This window comes from Sphingomonas sp. FUKUSWIS1, from assembly GCF_000733135.1.
In the GTDB taxonomy this organism is placed as follows: Bacteria; Pseudomonadota; Alphaproteobacteria; order Sphingomonadales; family Sphingomonadaceae; genus Sphingomonas; species Sphingomonas aerolata.
In genome coordinates this window covers 7,104-26,708 of the sequence record NZ_JPJC01000281.1, presented here as the reverse complement: position 1 = coordinate 26,708, position 19,605 = coordinate 7,104, and the positions used below count along the sequence as shown (strand labels likewise).

Sequence of the window (19,605 nt, the reverse complement as noted above, 5' to 3'; positions counted from 1 at the left end):
GCAAATGCTGCTGCAAATTCCGCAGCGTCGCTGTCGGTCGCCAAGTCGGTGCGCGCTGCATCGCCGACGAGCTGACGGGGATGCGGGTCATCGCCGCCAAGGGCTTTGCCTCGATCAACCGGATCCGCGCGCTCGAGCGCACCCAGGCCGCGCTCGACGGCGAGCATGGCGCGCTTGGTGCGCAGATCCTCCAGACGCGCGATGCGATCGGCGAAGCCGAACTGTCGGCCGCGGGCGTCGATCGTCGCCAGATCGAGGAGGTGGAGGGCAGCCTGCGCGATCTGCTGGTCCGGATGAACGAGCTGCAACCCAAGTTGCTCGCGGCGCGCGAACAGCTCGCCCGCTCGATGGTGCGCGCGCCGGTGGCCGGCACGATCGTCGGCCCGACGATCTACACCATCGGCGGGGTGGTCTCGCCGGGGCAGACGCTGATGGAAATCGTGCCCGATCGCAGGGCGCTGGTGATCGAGGTGCAGGTCTCGCCCGACGATGCCGACGACATGCGCCCCGGCCTGACGACGCAGGTCCGCTTCACCGGATTCCACGACCGCGCGATGCCCGCGCTCGACGCCCGGATCGACACGGTGTCGGCGGACAGCTTCACCGAGGAGCGGACCGGCAATCGCTTCTTCCGGGCGGAGGCGTCGTTGCTGCCGGAAAGCTATCGGACGCTCGTCGCGCTCAAGGGGCCCGGCGCACTGACGCCGGGCATGCCCGCTGAAATCCTCGTCCCCCTCCGGAAACGGTCCGCGCTCGACTACCTGATCGGCCCGTTGAAGGAGAGCCTGTGGCGCGGCGGTCGTGAAGCCTGAGTGAGTGCGGGGTCAGGCGGCCAGCCCGTTCGCCTCGACATGCGCCGCGATGTCGCCGGCGGTGGTCCACCAGATGCGCGGATCGTTCGCCGCGCGGAGTTCGGTCAGTACGCGGGCCAGTGCAGGGACGCGGTGTGCCTGTCCCATGATATAGGGATGGAGCGCGATGCCGAGGACGAGCGGACGCCGGTCGCATTCGGACAGCAGCTGTTCGACGCCGTCGCGGATCATGGCCGCGAACGTCACCGCCTCCTGCTTGCGCGCGATGATCGCGGGCAGGTCGTTGATTTCCTGCGAATAGGGGATGGAGAGCAGTCCGCCATGAGAGGTCGCGAGCCGGGTCGGCTGGTCGTCATGCGCCCAGTCGAGGACATAGCGATAGCCGTTTTCGGCGAGCAGGTCCGGCGTGGCGTCGCTCTCCGATATCCACGGTCCCAGCCAGCCGGTGGGACGTACGCCGAGTGTCGCCAGCCGCTCGGTCACGTCGGCGATCATCTGGTTCTCGCGCGGGTGCGCAAGGGATCCTTGCGCCGTTGCATTGGTGCCGCCATGCGCCGCGATCTCGTCGCCGCGGTCGCGGCACGCCTCGGCGAGCCCCGGGCAGCGATCAAGGACGTCGGCGTTGAGCAACGCGGTGGTGTGCAGGCCCAGCCGATCGAACAAGTCGAACAATCGCCACGCCCCGACCCGGTTGCCATAATCGCGCCAGGCATAGTTCATCACGTCCGGGTCGGTCTGCGCGGGGGCCAGTTCCGGACCCAGCCCGCCGCCGAAATCGAACACCTCGTAATTCACCCCGAAATAGATGGCGAGGCGGCGGCCGTCGGGCCAGTCATAGTCCGGGCGGTCGACGATCGGGCGATAGGCGTAGCGGCCATGTTGCGACGTGCTCATCACGCTGGAACGCGCGGGTCGCGGGATAGAAACGCCATGATGCAGATACTTATGGAATCCATGATCGCGGCCGGAGCGAGCGAGCCGTCGGGTCCGACCCGCTCAGCCGTCCACAGGGGCGAAACCCTCGATGGTGGCACGGTACAGATCGGCGCGCGCCTGGCTCAGGGCGGCGTCCTGGTCGTCGCCCTGGCCGACCACCAGTCCCGCGAGCGCGCGAACCGGGCCGATCCATGCGCCGCTGCCGCGCAGCCTGAGGCGGCGGGTTTCGAAGGCGGCGATGGCTTCGTCGGCGAGATCGCGGGCTGCCGTCAGGGCGACGTCGGTGACGACCACAACGAATTCATTGCCGGTCCAGCGGATGATCTCCTCGTCGGGAAATACCCGTCGCAGGTTCGCGACAAAGGCGCTCAGCACATTGTCGCCGACGGCGTGGCCAAAGCGTTCGTTGACCCCGGCGAGATCGGCGACGCTGAAGATCATGAGGACATAGCTTCGCGCCTGTTCGGCAAGCTGTGCGAAGATCGGCCGCGCGCCCTCGGACGTCAGCGCGCCGGTGGCTGCGTCGCGCATCGGATCCTGCCGCGCCGTACCGAGCGAACCGAGGTCGGACTGGAGCCGGGCGACGTCGCGGCGCAGCTCGGCCAGCTCGCGTTCGGCATCGGCCAGCCGGGTCACGAGCAGCGTCGCATCTGGCCAGTTCTCCGCCTCGCTCGCCATCGCGCTGACGTCGTGGCTGAGCGACCGCGTCAGCGTCTGCGCATCGGTGGTCAGCGCGCCCAGCTCGTTCGCGCGGGCTGTGACCGCGCTGTCGCGTTCGGCGGTCGTGTCGCGTTTGATCGCAAGATGGCGTTCGCTGAGCGTTTCGAGCGCGCGTGCGGTCAGCCTCAGGCCGCCATCCGTCTCGGCCGCCACGGCGCGCGCCAGGTCCGATCCGGGATCGGCGACCACGGCAAGCGCGAACGTATAATTTTCAGCAACCGGTGCGAGACGATGTGCCTCGAGAAAGGCGAGCGCGTCGCGCGCCGCACGAAAAGCCTCTGGCATGCTTGTCTCGAACCTTTTTATGTACTGGATTGTACAACGCGGGATCGCGCGCGTCCGTTTCATCCCGCCGCCCCCTAGCGCGAAAGAGCTTGCGATCAATCCTTGCGCGGCGATCGGTTCCGCGTTCGGGGGCGTGTCGCTGCGACGGGTGGCGGCTGATCGCGGGCGGCAGCGGCGCGGTTTTTCTTATGATGGGGGGCATGTTCCGGGATGGGACGGCCCGCCGGCGCCCGTTGTCCGCTATAGAGGGGTATGTTGCGCCAAGGGGGGAGTCCGGTCGTACCGGTTTCAGTCCATTGCCGGAATAGCTGCACCGGGCTGCTGGGCGGTGCTGCGCGCATGCTGGGGGCGCTGCGACGACGGCAAGGTGGTGGCGGTGGCATCGCGGCGGCGGGCCGCGTTGCGCAGGCGGCGCGGTGCGTGCCGACCGGGTGGCGCCCCGATGGGATGAGCCGCGCATCTCGGCTCTGGTTTCTTCAAACCGCCTATGGCAGAGCCTTGGCCCTGCTGAGCATAAGTCGAGATTGTGGCGGGCAGGGAGCTGGCACTGTGGAAAATACTAAAGTTACCGGCACGCGCGGTGCAGTGTTCGATCGTTTTGGCTCGACCTCGCATCGTCACCAACTGCGCATCGCTCTTTATATCCTGTTGGTGTTTGCTGATCTGCTCGCGGTGGTTGCTGCATTCGAGCTCGGTATATTTGCAAAATATGGCCGTTTTGCTGTTACGTCGCATATGAACGTCGTCATCGTCACGGCGCCGATATATGTGCTGACGGCGTTCAACAATGGCGCCTACTCGATCGACGTGCTGCGCAAGGCCCGGGCCGGCATCATGCGCTCGGCGACCGCGCTTTTACTAGCCTTTTCAAGCTTCTTGTTCATCTCCTACTATTTTCGGGCGGTGCAGGCGGAATCCCGGGGCGTCATCAGCATCGGAATGCTCGGCAGCTTCGTGCTTCTCGCAGTCTTTCGATTGGTCATCGATCGGTTTGTCCGCCTGACGATTGGCGGCAACGTGACCACCGATCTGGTGATCTTGGACGACGTCGAATTCGCCGTGCCTGCACATTGCAAAGTCGTTGAGACGCGGGCCGCGAACCTTCGCCCGAACATGCAGGATCCGATGATGCTCGATCGACTCGCGCGTCAATTGCGTGGTGTCGACCGCGTCGTGATCGCCTGTCGGCCCGACAAGGAGCGCGAATGGGCGATGCTCCTGAAGGGGGCGGGCATTCGCGGCGAGATTATTTCGAACGAAATCGACCAGGTCGGCGCGATCGGGCTCGACAATTTCGTCGGGCGGTCGACCCTGGTTGTCGCGGTCGGACCGCTGAGCACGCGCAACCGGATGATCAAGCGGACGTTCGATCTGGCCTTTGCGGTGCCCGCGCTGATCGTCGTGCTGCCGCTGCTGCTGATTACCGCCGCCGCGATCAAGATCGACAGCCGGGGACCGGTCTTCTTCCGGCAGGATCGCGTCGGCCGCGGCAACGCGCTGTTCAAGGTGTTCAAGTTCCGGTCGATGCGGGTCGACCAGTCCGACGCGAGCGGCAGCGTTTCGGCGTCGCGCACCGACGACCGGATCACGCGCGTCGGTCGCGTGATCCGCGCGACCAGCGTCGACGAGCTGCCCCAGCTGCTGAACGTGCTGCTCGGATCAATGAGCATCGTCGGGCCGCGACCGCATGCACTGGGGTCGCTGGCGGGGCAGCAGCTGTTCTGGGAAGTCGATGAACGCTATTGGCACCGTCACGCGCTCAAGCCGGGGATCACCGGTCTCGCGCAGGTGCGGGGTTTCCGGGGTGCGACGCATCGCCGCGACGATCTGACGCAACGCCTTCAGGCCGATCTGGAATATATCCTGGGCTGGTCCGTGTGGCGCGACTTTGGCATTCTCGTATCTACGGTACGGGTCGTTGTGCACCGCAACGCATTCTAGCGCACCGTAAAACACGTACAAAAAATGCCGCGACAGCAATTTAACATACGCTTTCTTAACCACCAGTATGGCATGGTGTCGTCATGCCCCTTCACGCACCTCTTGCTAACCTGGCTGACCCCGTATCGCCACATGCGGCGTTTCGTGGCGGCGATCCGCTTTCCGGCGCTACGACGGATTCGTTCGACGGGGCGCGATCCGTCGCAGACCCGCTCGGGGCCGAGCTTCAGGTCGTCGACCCGCGTGCCGCCAGCCCGTTGGCCGGCGACCGGATCGACTACGAGAACTGGCTCCTCCCGGTCGAGCCCGCCTCGCTGGGTGAACGCGCGATCCGGGCCGGTTCGACCATCGCCGGCGTGGCGGTCTTCGCCGCGGCGCTCGCTGGTGTCCTTGCCTGGATCATCTAGCGTGCGGGCGGAGATGACGGCGATCGAGCCGGTGGCCGAGCGCCGGCGAAAGCCGAGTCGTGCGGCAATAGCGCGCGCGAGCACGGTCCGTGCGGCCGATGCGCGGGCGATCGACGTCCGTGTCGAGGATCTGTCCGAAGGCGGTTTCCGATTCTCTAGCGCCAGCGTCCTGCCGGTCGGTGCCCATATCCGCGTCGGCCTGGCCGGTGCGGGGCAGGCGACGGCGCGGATCGCGTGGCGCGACGGCGAAGCGCATGGTTGCGCGTTCCAGCCCCTGCTGACGAACGACCAGATCCAGTCGGCCTTCACGCACACGATCTGCGAGTCTGCGGTCCTGTCGTTGATTCCCGAAAGCGCGGTGGTGCCCATGCCCGCCGCGGGTGCGGCGCTGGCGCCGCCGCAGCGCTTTGCAGCGCCGGTGCGGCTTATCCTGCTGGTCGTGGCGAGCTGCTCATGCTGGGCTCTCGCGACGCTGCTGCTGCGCGGACTTTCATCGTTCTGAACCGACGCTGACGCTGGTGTGGTGGTCTGCGCGTTGCAGCCCTGCCCCGGGGGCGTCTGCCGGCCTTGCCGACCCGCTGAACGCACAAGATTTTCAGGATCTTAGCTAATTTTGCGCTCGTCTAGATATTAGTATTGATTATTTATGACCCCTGTCCCATGTTGAGACAAGACGGTTGAAACGACCGCTGAGGAGAGTGTTCATGACTGCGCTTCCCGGCCCGGCTATCCAGGCCCCATCCTATCCCGAAATCCCCTCGGCCGTGCTCGGTCTTATCACTGGCCTCGCGGTCAGCGTTGCGCTCTGGGCACTGATCGTCCTGATGGCGTTTTTCCTGGCCTGATTTCGAGCACATGGGCGGTCGCTATCTCGCGTCCGCCTGTGTCTGACGATCCCGGTCGTCGGATTGCCAAAGTGCTTGGTTGCCCGGGGTACGACGGTTCGTTTTTGCCCTAAGGCCGCCGTGATCTTCAGGCTTGAGCGTTGGCCTGACCCGCTCGACGCAACAGGCCTTGTACGTTCGCGGTGACGTCGCCGTCGGCGGTATAGGCATCGTAATCGATGCCGAGCGACGATACGCTCCTCCTCGGCGAATCGCCCCGGAATATGCGGCCAAGTACCCCGACGTTGTCAGCCCTGCACGCCGCGCTTCCGCAGGACATCTTCATACACATCGGCGAACTGCCGCGCGACGCTACGCCAGTCATAGACCAGACTCGCGGCGATGTTGTTCGCGCGGTTCGACTCATAGGCGGCGCTCGCATCGCGGTGCGCGGCTTCGATCCGGGCCGCGCCCGCCTCGACATCGTCAATGTCGAACAGGATGCCGCTGCCGGACGAGCGGACCAGCCGGCGGAAGGGCGGGATGTCGCTGACGATCGGGGTTAGGCCAGCGGACAGGCCTTCGACCACGCTCAGCCCGAAGCCTTCATAGCGTGACGCCGAGCCGATATAGCTGGCCTCGCCGATCAACGCCTTGATGCCCTCATCGCTGGGCGAGGGCACAAGCGTGACCGCCCGTTCGGTACCGGTCCGGCGCATATGCTCCTCGATCTGTGCAGGCGTGACGTCGGCCGGGCCGCCCGCGATGATCAGCCGCCAGTCGCCGTGAAGCCGGCCGAGCGCGGCGACGAGGTCGATCAGGCCGGTGATGTTCTTGTTCGAGGAAAAGCGGCCGATATAGATCATCGTCCGCGTCGGCTGCGGCGACCCTGCGCCCTGCCATTTGCCGATGTTGACGCCATTCTCGATCGTCACCGTCTTGCTCGCGGCGATCTCGTTGAACCGGGCGGCGTCGCTTTCGCTCGAGGCGATGATCCGGTCATAGGCGAGCGACGACGCGCGCGTGACGCTCGCGAAATAGGCGAGCTTCAGCCGGCTGGCGAAATCCGTGTGGAAGAAACCGCCATGCGTCGAGGCGACCATCGGCCGGCGGTGGAGCGGGCGGGTGAGCGCCATGCCGTCGAAGAACGAATCGATCGCATGGACATGGACGATGTCCGCCTGGCCGAGATGCTGCAGTACGGTGGGTGCGAGCGGATAGCGCGTCGAGCCGCGGAACGGGATCCGCTGCACGGGCACGCCCTGATAGGTGTCGCGCGGCGGCAGCGTCGCGTCGAGACGCGAAAACTGCCGGTCGAGCGTGACCACCGACGTCGTGATTCCGCAGTCCCGCTTGAGCGCGACCGCGAGATTGCTGACGGCGTCTTCCAGCCCGCCAATGGCCGGATAAAATTGACGAACGACGTGAAGAACGTGCATCGGCTTCCCAACGTGATCCAGATTGCCAGCCCCTTTGTCTGATTACGGCCAACCGTCCAGCCCAAAGTCGATGGAGTGTCATGCATGTCCGATAAGCCAGCGCCGGCGCAGCCTAAGCGTTCCCGTGTCGTCATCCTGTCGGCATTTCAGGATTACCGGACGCCCAAGCGCGCCAGCATCCACCAGGTCGCGCATGCGCTGGCGCAGGATGGCTGCGACGTGTCGTTCATCTCGACCCGGTTCAGCCTGATCTCGAAGAAGAAGGGCGATTCGCGCCTGTTCCTGTGGGACCAGGCCAATGCCTGGCACAAGGTGGACGGCGTCAATTGCTATCTCTGGCGGACGCCGCTGCATCCCTTCGCGACCAACAACGCGGTCGCCGATGCGGTGATGGCGAAGCTGTTTCCGCTGTTCGCCAGGCTGCCCAATGCCGATATCGACGGCGCGTTCCAGGCGGCGGACTTTATCGTCATCGAATCGAGCGTCGCAGCGATCTTCATCGACCGGATCAAGCGGCTCAACCCGACCGCCAAGATCATCTATTACGCCACCGACCGGCTCGATACCGTCGGCGCGCATCCCTATGTCCGCCGCCATCTGGTGAAGAATGCGCGGCATATCGACCATGTCTGCCTGCGGTCGACCAAGATGGTGTCGGATTTCCTGTGGGCGAAGGATCGCCTGTACCGCGCCGAATTCGGGATCGATCCCGCCGACTTCGAGACCGTCGGGCCGTCGCCCTATACCGCGCAACGCAATGCCGTCGCGGTCGGGTCGATGCTGTTCGACGAAAGCTTCTTCCATGCGGTCGCGCCGCAGTTTCCCGATGTGCATTTCCACGTGATCGGATGCGGGAAGAGCTTCAAGGGGCCCGACAACGTGTTCGTCCACAAGGAAATGCCGTTCCGCGACACGCTGCCCTATATCAAGCATGCGAGCATCGGCATCGCACCCTACCGGCTGGCGCCGGGGGTCGAGTATCTTGCCGAGTCGAGTCTGAAATTGGGACAATATGAATATCTGCAGATCCCCGCGGTCTGCCCCGATTTCGCGGTCGGGACGAACCCGTTCCGCGCGGGCTATGTGTCGAACGATCCGGCGTCGATGATCGCGGCGACCGAAAAGGCGCTGGCGCTGGCGGGGCAGGTGCCCGCGCGGCATTTCTCGACCTGGACAGAGGTCGCCGACCGCGTGCTTCGTCCCGAAAACTACCCTGACGCCCGCATCGTCGCGGACTAAATGAGCGGGGCTGGCGCGTCGCCCGCGGGCGCGGGCCGGCCCGCCAACCCTCTCGGATATCGGCGTTTGATCGGTATCGGCACGGATCGCTGGAGCAGCGTACCGGCCCGCCGCATCAGGTGAACCACCTTATTGATGGCTGGCGGTTCATCTTCTAGGAGTTCCGCCGAATATCAATGTCCGTACGACGATCGTAGGGACCAACATCGTCTGAGGGATTATAATGCGCATAGCGATGGTGGGATCGGGTTACGTTGGTTTGGTGTCGGGCGCATGTTTCGCCGATTTCGGACATGACGTCATCTGCATCGACAAGGATGCCGGCAAGATCGCGGCGCTCGAAAACGGCATCATGCCGATCTACGAGCCGGGTCTGGATGCACTGGTGGCGCGCGGCGTCGAAGCCGGGCGGTTGCGCTTCGGTACCGATCTTGCCGCAAGCGTGAAGGGCGTCGACGCGGTCTTCATCGCCGTCGGTACGCCGTCGCGGCGCGGTGACGGTCATGCCGACCTGTCCTATGTCTATGCCGCCGCCGAGGAAATTGCCGGCGCGATCGACGGCTTCACCGCGATCGTCGACAAGTCCACGGTCCCGGTGGGCACTGGCGACGAGGTCGAGCGGATCATCCGCCGGGTCAATCCGAATGCCGACTTCGCAGTCGTGTCGAACCCCGAATTCCTGCGCGAAGGCGCCGCGATCGACGATTTCAAGCGTCCCGACCGCGTCGTGATCGGCAGCGACGATGAGAAGGGCCTCGCGGTCATGCGCGAGATCTATCGTCCGCTCGCCCTCGGTCGTTCGCCGCTCGTCGAGATGAGCCGGCGTGCTGCCGAGCTGACCAAATATGCCGGCAACGCGTTCCTCGCGACCAAGATCACCTTCATCAACGAGATCGCCGATCTGTGCGAGAAGGTCGGCGCGGACGTGCAGGACGTCGCGCGCGGCATCGGCCTCGACAACCGCATCGGCTCCAAGTTCTTGCATGCCGGCCCGGGCTATGGCGGCTCGTGCTTCCCGAAGGACACGCTCGCACTGCTCAAGACCGCGCAGGATCACGACGCGCCGCAGCGCATCGTCGAGGCGGTCGTCGCGGTGAACGACAATCGCAAGCGCGCAATGGGCCGCAAGGTCATCGCCGCCGTCGGTGGCGACGTTCGCGGCAAGACGATCGCGGTGCTTGGCCTGACCTTCAAGCCGAACACCGACGACATGCGCGACAGCCCGGCGATCGCGCTGATCCAGACGCTGCAGGATGCCGGCGCGACGATCAACGTCTATGATCCCGAGGGTCATGAGCAGGCGAAGGCGGTCATCAAGGATGTGACCTATTGCACCGGTCCCTATGAGACGATGGAGGGCGCCGAGGCGCTTGTCATCGTGACCGAATGGGACATCTTCCGCGCGCTCGACTTCAAGCGCGTCAAGTCGCTGCTGGCGTCGCCGGTGCTCGTCGACCTGCGCAACATCTATCCGCGCGACATGGTCGAGAAGGCCGGGCTGACCTATCACGCGGTCGGCCGCTGATCGACCGGGACGGGCGGCGCGCCGATCGGTGCGCCGCCTGTCTAACTAAGCCAAGGGCCAGTCCGGTTATTCGACCAGGCTGGCATATTGCATATGATCCGGGTCCCGCATCGTGTCAGGGGGGATGACCGCATCGTCGGTATCGCTGGTGGCTGGTGTGCCCGCGTCGGCGCCGGTCGCCGGTGCAGGTGGTGCCGCTGCTGCAACCGCAATACCGGATTCGCTCGGTCCGGCCCCCGACCTGACGACGACGATCCCCGCCTGTTCGGGGGTTTCGACCGCGGATCCGCAGGCGGCGAGCATCGCCAGCGCTGCGATGCCGACCATGCCGCGCAGGGCAGCGCCGATGCGGGCAGGTCGACCACCATCACAAAGTGAGCGCGGCAGGACGCGGTTCAGGGCATGCGGGCGAGCGGCCGGGGCCGTCGCGGCGGACGCGACGGCGCGATGCGCGTCGTGGATCAGGGGCATTGGAAATTCTCCGTTGGCACCCGATCCTTCATCCGGCCGGTGCAAAGGAGGCCTCTTCAAACCTGGTTAGCGGCGGGTTTAGGGTAATGGAGATCCTGTTCTACCATGATCAACCGCCGCTGCCGGGGCCGGCGAGTCCAGCCGGCCGGATCAGCGCCCGGGCAGGGATGGGCGCAGCACGTAGAAAATATAGGCGACACTGGCCGCGAGCACGAGCACGGCGGGGATCGCATAGCCTTCGTTGCCGAGCCAGTTGCTCAGCGCACAGGCGATCGCGGGCGGCAGATAATGCCACACCGTATCGACCGGCTCATCCTCCATCGAGCGTTGCAGATAGAGCAGCGCCAAGCCCGCAAATACCGCAACGCTGAGCCAATCGTAAATTGTTTCCATGATATACTTCCCAAGCCGCCCGGAACCCGGCCGGCGCCACATTCCGTCAGAGGCGATCCCTATGCCCGGTCCTTCTAGATTTTCTCACCGTCTCGGGCAAATGCAGTATCTTGCCCCCGCTCTCGCGCTGGGACTGCCCTGACGACAACCGCGGCGCTGCGCCAGACCCCGAGCGGCCGCGACATCGAGGGCTGACTGGCTCACGACCACGCAGCTGCAAACGGGAACCAGCCAGCGTCAGGCGGTGCTGCGAAAGGCGGCAAAGATCGACTATGCGAAGGGCTTCGCGCCCGAGGTCAGCCCGACGCCAAATTCTTGAACCGCGCGAGCATCGCCTCGGACAGCCGCATCGGGTCGAGCGGCTCCAGATCGGGCCGGCCGCCCGGTGGGCTGGTGCGAAGCGTGTCGATGCTCGCGCGCAGCGCCGGCGGCGCGAGCGGGGGATCGAACACCGTGACCCAGCCGCCGGCGATCTCCGCCGCCAGGCTGGGCAGCGTGCCGACCGCCGGGGCCAGCAGCGGGCGGTCGAGCGACAGCGTGACAAGCGCGGTGCCCGAATTGAGCGTCGAAATCTGGTTCATCAGGCACGCGTCGCAGGCGGCGATCGCCGAGGCGAAGCGCGCATCGTCGAGCGGACCTGTCACGATGCGGATCGTCCCGTCGGACCGGTCCGCGACCGCGGTCAGCTGCGCGGCGATGTCGTCATCGCCCGCATCGCCGGCGATCAGCAGCATCTCATCGGGCCGGCGGATCGCGAGGAACGCCTCGGCGGCCTCGACCAGGTTCTTGCTGGGGCGCAGCGACCCGATCATGCCGAGCACCCAGATACCGTCGGGGATCGCCCAGGCCGCGCGCGCTTCGGCGCGGGGGATCGCGGGATAGTCCTCACGATAATGCGGGTGCGGAATGATCGTCCCCGCGACCGCGGCGATCGCCGGATGCGCGGCGCGATAGCGCTCGAGCGAGGCGGCGGACAGGCCGATCAGGTGATCGATCTGGCCGAGGAGCCGTGCATGATAGGCGTGCCAGATCCGGTGCCGCCAGCCGGTCAGGTCGCGGTGCGGCGTGACATTGTGCGCGGTCACGACGAGCTTGCCGCCCGATCGCCGGATCCCCCGCGCGGCGTTCAGCACGCGCGCGGCCTTCGCCGCGACGATCGCCGGGTTGTTGCTGCCCGAGCCTTCGAAGATCCCCTCGGGCCAGTGGATATGGAAGATGTCCGCGGCGGGGATGCGCCGCATCAGCGGACGGAACGCGGTGACCGAGGCCGCGGGCGCGCGGAACGCGCCGTACATGCGGCGGACATAGGGGTTGAGGTCGCTCGGATCACCGGCGGGCCAGGCGAGGACGCGGAGCGGATCAGCCACGGGCCACCGCCGTCCGCGCGAAGCGAATGAGCGCGAGCATGTCGCGGCGGCCGATCACGAACAGTGCCGCGGCATAGACAACCGCGCCGACCGCGACGTGGATGACCAGCGCGAGCAGCGGGGAGGGGACGTCGATCGTCCGGTGCAGCAGAAGCAGCGCCCCGACCATCACCGCGGATGCGGCAAGCGAGGGTGCTATGCGAGCAGCATAGGCCATCGGTTTTATCCTCAGCAGGTGGAGGGCCGCGCCGACCGAAAGCGGGTAGAGCAGGACGGCGCGGACGGTGAAGCCGATCGCGAGCGCCTGGAGACCATAGCGCACGACGACGAGGAACAGCGATATGTTGCTGACCGCGTAGATCGAGGTGAGGACCGTCTGCCAGTGCGGCTTGTCCTTCACCAGGATGATCGCCTGATTATACTGGCCGATCGTCGTCAGATAGGCGGTGCCGGCGATGATCGAGATGATCGGTGCCGCCTCCATCCATTTCGCGCCGAGCGCGACGCGCACGACCAGATCGCTGACCGCGATGAGCGACAGGAACATCGGCGCGGTGATCGCGGTGGTGAAGGATACCGCGTTCAGAAACGCGCCACGGAGCCGTTCCTCGTCGTCGCGAAGCCCGGCAAAGGTCGGCAGCGCGACGCGCGACAGCGCGGACGCCATCAGCTGGTTGAGGCCGAGCAGGATGCGCTTGGCGGCGTTGTAGATGCCCGTCGCCGACGCGCCGAGATAATAGGACGAGAAGAAGGTGTCGCTCTGCGTATTGGCGAAGTTGGTGAAGCCGGTGATCGCGACATGGCGGCCATAGCGCCAGGTCGCGAGCAGCTTGGCGCGCTCGACGCGCAGGCTCGGCCGCCAGTCGCTGACGACCCAGAGCAGGATCGTCGACAGCAAGGAGGTGGTGAGCTGCTGGACGACGAGCGCGGTCAGGCCCCAGCCGTTCATCGCGAGGAACAGGCCCGCACCGCCGCCGACGAGCAGCGCGAGGATCGAGCGGATCGCGAGCGGCTTGAACAGCAACTGGCGCGTCATCCACGCCTCATGCGTGCGCGACAGTCCTGAACTGAGGAGCAGCACCGAGGTCAGCCGGAGCGCGAACTCGATCCGCTCATTGTGCATGATCTCCGAGATGAACTGCGCCGACAGCAGCATCAGCGCCGCGCCGATCACCGCGCCGATCTGGATCAGCAGGAAGCAGGCATTGTAGTCGCCGGCGTCGGGCGCACCGCGCGAGACGATCGCGGTGGCGAAGCTTTCGACCGAGATCTGCTTGAACAGCTCGACGAAGAGCAGACAGGTGGCGAGGATGCCGAAATCGGCGACCGGGACGAACCGCGCGGTCACCAGGAAGACCAGGAGGTTGATGACCTGGACGAGCGCGCTGTTGACGACCGACCAGATTGCGCCGCGTCCGACCTGTTTACCTAATGAGGGGGCAGCCATGACTCACTCCCACAAATCGTGCGGGAATGTCGCGAGCAGCGCCTGGGGATCGAAGGATATCGGCGGCGCGCCCCCCATTTCGAGCGCTTCGGCGACACTGTTCGCGGAGTCGATGCCGGATCGTCCGGTCCCGCGCGCATAATCGTCATATTTGAACGGCGGCTCGGTCTCGGTCAGGCGGACATGCCGCGCGGGAATGCCGAAGGCCTCGGCGATCACGACGCCGTGGAGCGAGCTTGCGAGCACCAGATCGGCACCGACGATCTGCTCGACGACCGCGTTCCAGCCGCGCAGCGGCGACACGAACGGCAAGCCGAGCGTCGGCGCGAGCGTGAGGTCGTGGAGGTTGGGGACGAACAGGACCGGCCGGGCGCTGTGCCGCTTGAACCGGTCGGGGAACAGCGTCGGCAGCAGCAGCGCGGGGTCGCCATAGACCGCCGGGACGTTCAGCCCGCGCTCCGCGAGGAAGGCCGCGGTCAGCGGACCGCGGACCGCGCGGATGTCGAGTGCGTCGAAGGCGTGGCGGTCGGCGGGAATCTTGCCGTTGACGCCCGAGCCCCAGACGGTGTCGCCGGTCTTGGCGAAATGCATCACCGATCCGACCGTGAACAGCGTCGCGTCGCGCGCCGTCTCCTCGTCGAGGCTGCGCCCGTGCAGCGCGAGGACACGCTCGGCGACGACCGTCGCCAGCCGGTCGCCGAAGTTGATCGCGCTGCCCGCGGGACGCCATTCGAACACGTCGACGCTCGGATAGCGTTCGTCATAGGAGGGCGGCGGGGCGTTACGCAGGCGCGAGAGTGCGCGGTGCAGGCGAGGAGGCATCATCTGTTTCATCGCTTCATCCGTTGTCCGAGCGTCGCGGCCAGGAAGGTCGCGTTGCCGACGAGATAGCGAGACGCCATCCGTCGGGGCTCCTGCAGAAGGCGGAAGGTCCATTCGATGCCCGCACGCTGCATCCAGAGCGGCGCGCGGACGAACTGGCCCGCAGTGAAATCGAGAAAGGCGCCGATGCACAGGATCACCGCATCGACCGCGCCAGCATTGGCGGCCGCCCATTTTTCCTGCCGCGGCTGTCCCATGCCCGCGAGCACGAGTCGCGCGCCCGATGCGCGGATCTGCTTCGACAGCGCGGGCGCCTCGTCGGCGCTGAAAAAGCCGTGATGGCTGCCCGCGATACGGATGTTTGGGAAGCGCTCTGCAAGGATCGCGCCGGCCCGCTGCGCGACGCCCGGCGGGCTGCCGAGCAGGAAGACGCCCGTTCCCGCCGGCAGCGCGGCGAGCACCGCGGGCGTCAGGTCGGTGCCGTTGAGATTGGCCGGGAAGCGCGTGCCGTAGAGCAGCCGGCTGGCGATATCGACGCCGCTGCCGTCGTTGAAGAACACGCCCGCCCGCGTCGCGGTCACGAAGGCGGGATCCGCCCGCGCAAGGTTGACGCTGTGCGCATTGCAGAAGCCGAAGATGGCCGGACCGTCGCCTTCTACCGCGGCAACGACCTGTGCAACGGCACCCGGTACATCGGTGGCGACCACATCGATGTGGCCGATTCGCCGAATCTCCATCATGCCCACCATGCTCAATCGATCAGGATCGAGCCGAGCACGGGGGTGGCATGCTCCTGCAGCACGGCCGCGGCGTTGCGCAGCGCGCGCGCATCCGACCGGTTGCGGCGCGCGACGATGATCGCCGCGTCGAGCCCGAAACAGGCCTCGAGCTGTGTCGCGCTGGCGGGGCCGGCATCGAAGATGACCAGCCCATAATGGTCGCGCAGCGGATCGAGCGTGTTGGCGAGACGCTGCCGGTCGAAGAGTTCGGACGCGTTGGGGACGCTAGGACCCGCCGACAGCAGCGACAGGCCGGGGATCGCGGTGGTCTGGGCGATCGCCTCGACGCGGCCGCCCGACGACAGCAGCGTCGACAGACCGGTGCGGTTGGGCAGGCGGAAGAGCCCGTGCTGACGCGGTGCGCCGATGCCGCCATCGACCAGCAGCGTCGAATAGCCGGCCTGGGCGCACGCGACCGCGAGATTGGCGGTGAGCACGGTGGTATGCAGCGTTTCGTCGTCGATCCCGATCATCGCGATCCCCTGAAGCGGAGAGCCGTCGGGACGGACGTCGCGCGTCACGATCGCGCGAATGTCGCGCGCGGTGACCGCGATGGGATCGTCGGGCGCGAATGCTGCGACGACGAGCGGATCGACGCGCTCATCGCCCTCGGGAAGAACGGTGAAGCCCTGCTGCAGCTCGATCGCGCGGCGCACCTGCTCCTCAGTCGCGAAGCCGAGCTGGACCGCCGCCTCGCCGAACAACAGCCCGGTTTCAGCCTGGCGGTGCTCGATCTGGCGATGCGCCTCGGGCGACAGCGACAGCAATTTGCCCAGAAGCTGCCGCTGGCTGGGCGCTTCGGCACCCGGCGCGACCGCGGGACGAACGACATTTGCCGTTTCGCTCGAACGAAGCCTCATAACGTCTGCCTTCCACCCAGCAGCGACGCGACGCGCGACTGCGAAAACGATACCGAGCCCAGCACGGGCACACCCATGGCCGTCGCTGCGCCGCTCGACGTCCGCACCCGCGGCCGCCACAGTTCGAGCGCCAGCGCCGTCCCCGCTGCCAGCATTCCGCCCAGCACGAGGCCGAGCGCCAACCGCATCGGTACGTTGGGCGAGGAGGGGAACATCGGCGGCTGCGCGACGTCGAGCTGGACGACGTTGGTCGACGGCGCCTCGCTCTGGAGCCGCATCGTGCCGAGACGCTGGGTCACGGTGTCATAGGCCGCACGGGCCGAATCGACGTCGCGCTGGAGCACGTCGAGCTCGGCGCGGTCACCCGCCAGCGACAGCATCTTGCCGCGCTGCTGGTTCAGCAGGGCGCGCATCTGGCTTTCCTTGCTGCTCGCCGCACCGCTGGCGACGCGCACCGCATTGGTGCTCGTCCCGGTCTCGACCGCGAGCCGGCGACGCAGCGCCGACAGTTCCGCCTCGGCGGCCTGGCGCTGCGGGTGGTTCGGGCCGAGATCCGCGCTGAGCTGTGCGACTTCGGCTGTCTTGGCCGAGATTTGCGTGCGCAGACCCTGGACGACACCGGCCGACTGCACGTCGAGCCCGGTGCTGCCGCCGCCAGCGCGTGCGCCGGCATCCGCCGCCGCCGCTTCGGCCGCGGTCAGCTGGCCGGACAATTCGGTCAGGCGGGCGGCGTCGGTGTTGTTGGTTGTCGTGTCGACGATCCCGGTGCGACGCTGGAACGCGGTCAGCCGGCCCTGCGCCTGCTCGAGCGCGGTGCGGACCTCGCGCGTGCGATCCTCGAACCAGCGCGAATAGGTGCGGGCGGGATCGGTCTGCAGTTGCAGGCGCGCATCGAGGTAGCTGGTGGCAAAGCCATTGGCGACCTGGGCCGAGAATTGCGGATCGGCCGATTTGAAGCGGATCGCGAGCACGCGCGAGGTCCGGCCCGGTATGACCTCGAGCCCGCCGAGCAGCTGACGACCATACCAGGCGTTGACGTCGCCGGCGCCACCGGTGCGCGCACGCCACTGGTCAGCAACCTGCGGGTTGGCGGCAAGCTTCAGGTCGCGGACGACCGCGGCGGCGATCGCCTCGCTCTGCAGGACGTCGGCCTGGGTCGCGACGAGCGCGGCCACGCCATCCTGCTGCGGCGCCGCCTCGTCGGTAACCGACTGGGCCGGGCCGCCGTCGAACAGCAGCGAGGACTGCGCGACATAGGTCTTGGGCGTGACGGCCGTCCAGAGTGCGACCAGCACGACGATCAGCAGAATGATCGCCAGCTCGATACGCCAGCGCGCCTTGAGCGACGCGATCAGATCAGCGGGTATTAGCAAGGTTGCTCTCCTGCGGTGCGCCAAGCCGGGCCGCCGTGGTGGAAACAGGGGTCGTCATCAACAGCGCGATCAGCATCTGCGGCGCGGTACTGTCACGGAAATACACGCCATCGTGTTCGCCGTCATTGCCCCGTTCGCGGACCAATGCGGGGTCTAGCATCGAAATGGCACGATCATATCGATCGGTATCAAGCAAAACGACGTCCATCGTCGCGGCGGTGCGCGCCAAGGCCTCGAGCGCATCGCGCTGTTCGAGCGTGCAGCCGAGCACGACCTTCGCAAACAGCCGTGCATCGGGCTCGTTCATCTGCGCCCAGTGGCTGAACGCATCGACGAAGCCGGTGCGGGTATGCGCCTTGGTGACGATATCCGCGTCGCTGCTGACAGCGGCGAGCGACGAATGCCCGGCCAGCATACGCAGGTGATAGGGCGAGCCACAGGCGGCATCGGCGATCATCGCGCGCGCATCGGTATCGAAGCGGACGCCGGTATTGGCCTCGCCGCGTGCGATCAGCGCGTCGACGCTGTCCGCGCCGATCCGGCCCAGCGACACGATCCGCATGTGCCGGCGCAGCGACGGGTGGCCGGCGACGACGTCGGACACGGTCCGCGCGATCCCGACCAGCACGAACAGCACAGGCACGAGCGCGTCGGACAGCAGCTTCATCGCCGCAGCGACGTCGCTCTTCACGCTCGCATCCTCGATCCGGTCGAACTCGTCGAAGATCAGGATCGTCGGCGCGGTGACGCGGTCTGCCACCAGATCGACGAACGCCCGCGGGCCGAAATTCTCCGGCATCTGTTCGAGCTTCTGCGCAAAGGCACGCTGTCCGCCCGGCGCGAAGGCTGCGGGCGGGAGCGCGTCGAGATAGAGCCTGATGATGTCGGCGAAGGTCGCATGCGGTTCGCACGCGAAATAGAGCACGACGGCGCCCGATTCATCCGCATGCTCGCCGAGCACGCGCACCAGCGACGTCTTGCCCGAGCCACGCGCGCCGTGGATCACCGCATGCTGATGAAAGTCGAGCGTCGCGGCGAGCAGATGGTCGAGCTCGACCGCGCGTCCGAACAGCTCGCCGCGGGTCCGCACCGGGCGTGCGGCATCGAACGTGTCCGCGATCCGGCGCCGGTCGCCGATCAGCCGCGTCGCGGTGCTTGCCGGGGCGGGATCCGCGGGCAGGTCGACGACCGGCGCGGCGGGCGGGGTGTAGCGATGCGTCAGCTCGATCACGGGGGGCTCGGCCCATCCGCGGCCGTCCAGCCAGCGCGTCAGCGATGCAATCCATGACTTCAACATAATTCTTGTATCTGCCTTGCCGATCCGGGGAGCGGGTACGCGACGTTGCTGCAACGCACAATAGGATTGCCGTACGGCTCCACGGGGCCACTATACCCTGTGATCATTAAGATTTGTGCCGTATCAGGATAGACATTTGCGGTTTGTCCCCGGTCTTGTCGGGTTGAACGCTGTACATATACGGCCCCCACAGGGCGCCGCCTGCCCAATAGGTCCAACCGAGCCAGACGTCCGAGCCCGCGTCAAGTGTGCCGAGCACCGCATCGAGCGCGGCGAGGCAGTTCGGGTCACCGCTGACGCCGAATTCGCCGAGAAATCCCCGTGCCTTGTTGGCACGCAGCCAGGCGGTGGCCGAGTCGAATGCCTGTGCGGCGGCCTTTGGCGACACGCATTCCGGATGCGTTCCCGAAGAGTCGGCATCCGGATATTGATGCATTTCGAACGCCATGTTGTTCGCCGGGTCGACGAGCGTTTTCAACGCATCGCCGTTCGAGTCGCTGCCTTTCGTCCAGGAATGGGCACCCGACCAATTCGTTCCCGGGACGAGCACCAGATTGCGCGCGCCCGTCGCGCGGATCGCCTGTAACGACGCCTCCGCAATCGGTCGCCACGCCGTGGCGGAGAGGCCATTGGGTTCGTTCATCATGCCGAACGCGATACGCTTGTCC

At 66.5% G+C, this 19,605-nt stretch carries 21 protein-coding genes; 7 read left to right on the top strand and 14 right to left on the bottom strand.

Annotated elements, in window-relative coordinates; all coding sequences use genetic code 11:
• Positions 1-812 (top strand): HlyD family efflux transporter periplasmic adaptor subunit (locus sphsw_RS18500; RefSeq protein ID WP_042467782.1); only part of this gene is annotated, 812 nt, incomplete at its 5' end.
• A gap of 12 nt (positions 813-824) precedes the next feature.
• Here sphsw_RS18500 and sphsw_RS17915 read toward each other — a convergent pair.
• From sphsw_RS17915 to sphsw_RS20710, 3 genes are all read right to left on the bottom strand, one after another.
• The gene (locus sphsw_RS17915; protein WP_031441808.1) at positions 825-1,706 is read right to left on the bottom strand and encodes a polysaccharide deacetylase family protein; all 882 of its coding nucleotides are present in this window, start codon (positions 1,704-1,706) and stop codon (positions 825-827) included.
• A gap of 102 nt (positions 1,707-1,808) precedes the next feature.
• Positions 1,809-2,753 (bottom strand): GGDEF domain-containing protein, encoded by a 945-nt coding sequence (locus sphsw_RS17910; protein ID WP_031441807.1) that lies wholly within the window; start codon positions 2,751-2,753, stop codon positions 1,809-1,811.
• 288 nt (positions 2,754-3,041) lie between these two features.
• Positions 3,042-3,488 (bottom strand): hypothetical protein, encoded by a 447-nt coding sequence (locus sphsw_RS20710; RefSeq protein WP_235188461.1) that lies wholly within the window; start codon positions 3,486-3,488, stop codon positions 3,042-3,044.
• On the opposite strand from sphsw_RS20710, the gene sphsw_RS17905 reads away from it, so the two are divergent.
• From sphsw_RS17905 to sphsw_RS20005, 4 genes are all read left to right on the top strand, one after another.
• On the top strand, positions 3,405-4,694 hold the full coding sequence (locus tag sphsw_RS17905) for an exopolysaccharide biosynthesis polyprenyl glycosylphosphotransferase (RefSeq protein ID WP_235188460.1): 1,290 nt from the start codon (positions 3,405-3,407) through the stop codon (positions 4,692-4,694). The two genes, sphsw_RS20710 and sphsw_RS17905, sit on opposite strands and share 84 nt — an antisense overlap.
• A gap of 83 nt (positions 4,695-4,777) precedes the next feature.
• The gene (locus sphsw_RS20015) at positions 4,778-5,101 is read left to right on the top strand and encodes a hypothetical protein (protein WP_031441805.1); all 324 of its coding nucleotides are present in this window, start codon (positions 4,778-4,780) and stop codon (positions 5,099-5,101) included.
• 13 nt (positions 5,102-5,114) lie between these two features.
• The gene (locus sphsw_RS20010) at positions 5,115-5,603 is read left to right on the top strand and encodes a PilZ domain-containing protein (RefSeq protein ID WP_160172667.1); all 489 of its coding nucleotides are present in this window, start codon (positions 5,115-5,117) and stop codon (positions 5,601-5,603) included.
• A gap of 202 nt (positions 5,604-5,805) precedes the next feature.
• Entirely contained in the window at positions 5,806-5,946 is a 141-nt protein-coding gene (locus sphsw_RS20005; protein ID WP_156360375.1) for a hypothetical protein, read from the top strand.
• Positions 5,947-6,233: 287 nt separating this feature from the next.
• Here the strand turns inward: sphsw_RS20005 and sphsw_RS17890 are convergent, their stop codons facing one another.
• On the bottom strand, positions 6,234-7,364 hold the full coding sequence (locus tag sphsw_RS17890; RefSeq protein ID WP_031441803.1) for a glycosyltransferase family 4 protein: 1,131 nt from the start codon (positions 7,362-7,364) through the stop codon (positions 6,234-6,236).
• Positions 7,365-7,448: 84 nt separating this feature from the next.
• Between sphsw_RS17890 and sphsw_RS17885 the strand changes: the two genes are divergently transcribed.
• Together sphsw_RS17885 and sphsw_RS17880 are read left to right on the top strand one after the other, a co-directional pair.
• Positions 7,449-8,603, top strand: a complete 1,155-nt coding sequence (locus sphsw_RS17885; protein WP_031441802.1) for a GumK N-terminal domain-containing glycosyltransferase — start codon at positions 7,449-7,451, stop codon at positions 8,601-8,603.
• 223 nt (positions 8,604-8,826) lie between these two features.
• Positions 8,827-10,128 (top strand): UDP-glucose dehydrogenase family protein, encoded by a 1,302-nt coding sequence (locus sphsw_RS17880; protein WP_031441801.1) that lies wholly within the window; start codon positions 8,827-8,829, stop codon positions 10,126-10,128.
• A gap of 66 nt (positions 10,129-10,194) precedes the next feature.
• Here the strand turns inward: sphsw_RS17880 and sphsw_RS17875 are convergent, their stop codons facing one another.
• From sphsw_RS17875 to sphsw_RS20705, 10 genes are all read right to left on the bottom strand, one after another.
• The gene (locus sphsw_RS17875; RefSeq protein ID WP_031441800.1) at positions 10,195-10,599 is read right to left on the bottom strand and encodes a hypothetical protein; all 405 of its coding nucleotides are present in this window, start codon (positions 10,597-10,599) and stop codon (positions 10,195-10,197) included.
• A gap of 150 nt (positions 10,600-10,749) precedes the next feature.
• A complete protein-coding gene (locus sphsw_RS17870; RefSeq protein ID WP_031441799.1) occupies positions 10,750-10,992 on the bottom strand; it encodes an XrtV sorting system accessory protein in 243 nt (80 codons plus the stop codon).
• A 296-nt stretch (positions 10,993-11,288) separates the two neighbouring features.
• A complete protein-coding gene (locus sphsw_RS17865; protein WP_031441798.1) occupies positions 11,289-12,359 on the bottom strand; it encodes a hypothetical protein in 1,071 nt (356 codons plus the stop codon).
• Complete coding sequence (locus sphsw_RS17860; protein WP_042467778.1) at positions 12,352-13,806, bottom strand: lipopolysaccharide biosynthesis protein; 1,455 nt, start codon at positions 13,804-13,806, stop codon at positions 12,352-12,354. Before sphsw_RS17860 ends, sphsw_RS17865 begins: the two co-directional genes overlap by 8 nt.
• Before the next feature lie 3 nt (positions 13,807-13,809).
• Entirely contained in the window at positions 13,810-14,640 is an 831-nt protein-coding gene (locus sphsw_RS17855; RefSeq protein WP_200874059.1) for a polysaccharide pyruvyl transferase family protein, read from the bottom strand.
• Complete coding sequence (locus tag sphsw_RS17850; protein WP_160172666.1) at positions 14,637-15,365, bottom strand: WecB/TagA/CpsF family glycosyltransferase; 729 nt, start codon at positions 15,363-15,365, stop codon at positions 14,637-14,639. Before sphsw_RS17850 ends, sphsw_RS17855 begins: the two co-directional genes overlap by 4 nt.
• 14 nt (positions 15,366-15,379) lie before the next feature.
• Positions 15,380-16,267: a CpsD/CapB family tyrosine-protein kinase gene (locus sphsw_RS17845; RefSeq protein ID WP_037530233.1), complete on the bottom strand. Its 888-nt coding sequence runs from the start codon at positions 16,265-16,267 to the stop codon at positions 15,380-15,382.
• Positions 16,264-17,640, bottom strand: a complete 1,377-nt coding sequence (locus sphsw_RS17840) for a GNVR domain-containing protein (protein WP_042467776.1) — start codon at positions 17,638-17,640, stop codon at positions 16,264-16,266. The genes sphsw_RS17845 and sphsw_RS17840 overlap by 4 nt, the downstream gene beginning before the upstream one ends.
• Positions 17,624-18,934, bottom strand: coding sequence for an ATP-binding protein (locus sphsw_RS18495; protein ID WP_152555550.1), 1,311 nt, complete (start codon positions 18,932-18,934; stop codon positions 17,624-17,626). Before sphsw_RS18495 ends, sphsw_RS17840 begins: the two co-directional genes overlap by 17 nt.
• 109 nt (positions 18,935-19,043) lie before the next feature.
• A partial coding sequence (locus tag sphsw_RS20705) for a glycoside hydrolase family 5 protein (RefSeq protein WP_235188458.1) occupies positions 19,044-19,605 on the bottom strand: 562 nt, incomplete at its 5' end.

What these genes read in the sequence shown, in the direction of transcription:
- sphsw_RS17860 (WP_042467778.1), bottom strand. Translation starts at nt 13,806, where the DNA reads ATGGCTGCCCCCTCATTAGGTAAACAGGTCGGACGCGGCGCAATCTGG.
- sphsw_RS17910 (WP_031441807.1), bottom strand. Translation starts at nt 2,753, where the DNA reads ATGCCAGAGGCTTTTCGTGCGGCGCGCGACGCGCTCGCCTTTCTCGAG.
- sphsw_RS20710 (WP_235188461.1), bottom strand. Translation starts at nt 3,488, where the DNA reads ATGCGACGTAACAGCAAAACGGCCATATTTTGCAAATATACCGAGCTC.
- sphsw_RS20015 (WP_031441805.1), top strand. Translation starts at nt 4,778, where the DNA reads ATGCCCCTTCACGCACCTCTTGCTAACCTGGCTGACCCCGTATCGCCA.
- sphsw_RS17870 (WP_031441799.1), bottom strand. Translation starts at nt 10,992, where the DNA reads ATGGAAACAATTTACGATTGGCTCAGCGTTGCGGTATTTGCGGGCTTG.
- sphsw_RS17880 (WP_031441801.1), top strand. Translation starts at nt 8,827, where the DNA reads ATGCGCATAGCGATGGTGGGATCGGGTTACGTTGGTTTGGTGTCGGGC.
- sphsw_RS17855 (WP_200874059.1), bottom strand. Translation starts at nt 14,640, where the DNA reads ATGAAACAGATGATGCCTCCTCGCCTGCACCGCGCACTCTCGCGCCTG.
- sphsw_RS17850 (WP_160172666.1), bottom strand. Translation starts at nt 15,365, where the DNA reads ATGGAGATTCGGCGAATCGGCCACATCGATGTGGTCGCCACCGATGTA.
- sphsw_RS17915 (WP_031441808.1), bottom strand. Translation starts at nt 1,706, where the DNA reads ATGAGCACGTCGCAACATGGCCGCTACGCCTATCGCCCGATCGTCGAC.
- sphsw_RS20005 (WP_156360375.1), top strand. Translation starts at nt 5,806, where the DNA reads ATGACTGCGCTTCCCGGCCCGGCTATCCAGGCCCCATCCTATCCCGAA.
- sphsw_RS17885 (WP_031441802.1), top strand. Translation starts at nt 7,449, where the DNA reads ATGTCCGATAAGCCAGCGCCGGCGCAGCCTAAGCGTTCCCGTGTCGTC.
- sphsw_RS17845 (WP_037530233.1), bottom strand. Translation starts at nt 16,267, where the DNA reads ATGAGGCTTCGTTCGAGCGAAACGGCAAATGTCGTTCGTCCCGCGGTC.
- sphsw_RS17875 (WP_031441800.1), bottom strand. Translation starts at nt 10,599, where the DNA reads ATGCCCCTGATCCACGACGCGCATCGCGCCGTCGCGTCCGCCGCGACG.
- sphsw_RS17890 (WP_031441803.1), bottom strand. Translation starts at nt 7,364, where the DNA reads ATGCACGTTCTTCACGTCGTTCGTCAATTTTATCCGGCCATTGGCGGG.
- sphsw_RS20010 (WP_160172667.1), top strand. Translation starts at nt 5,115, where the DNA reads ATGACGGCGATCGAGCCGGTGGCCGAGCGCCGGCGAAAGCCGAGTCGT.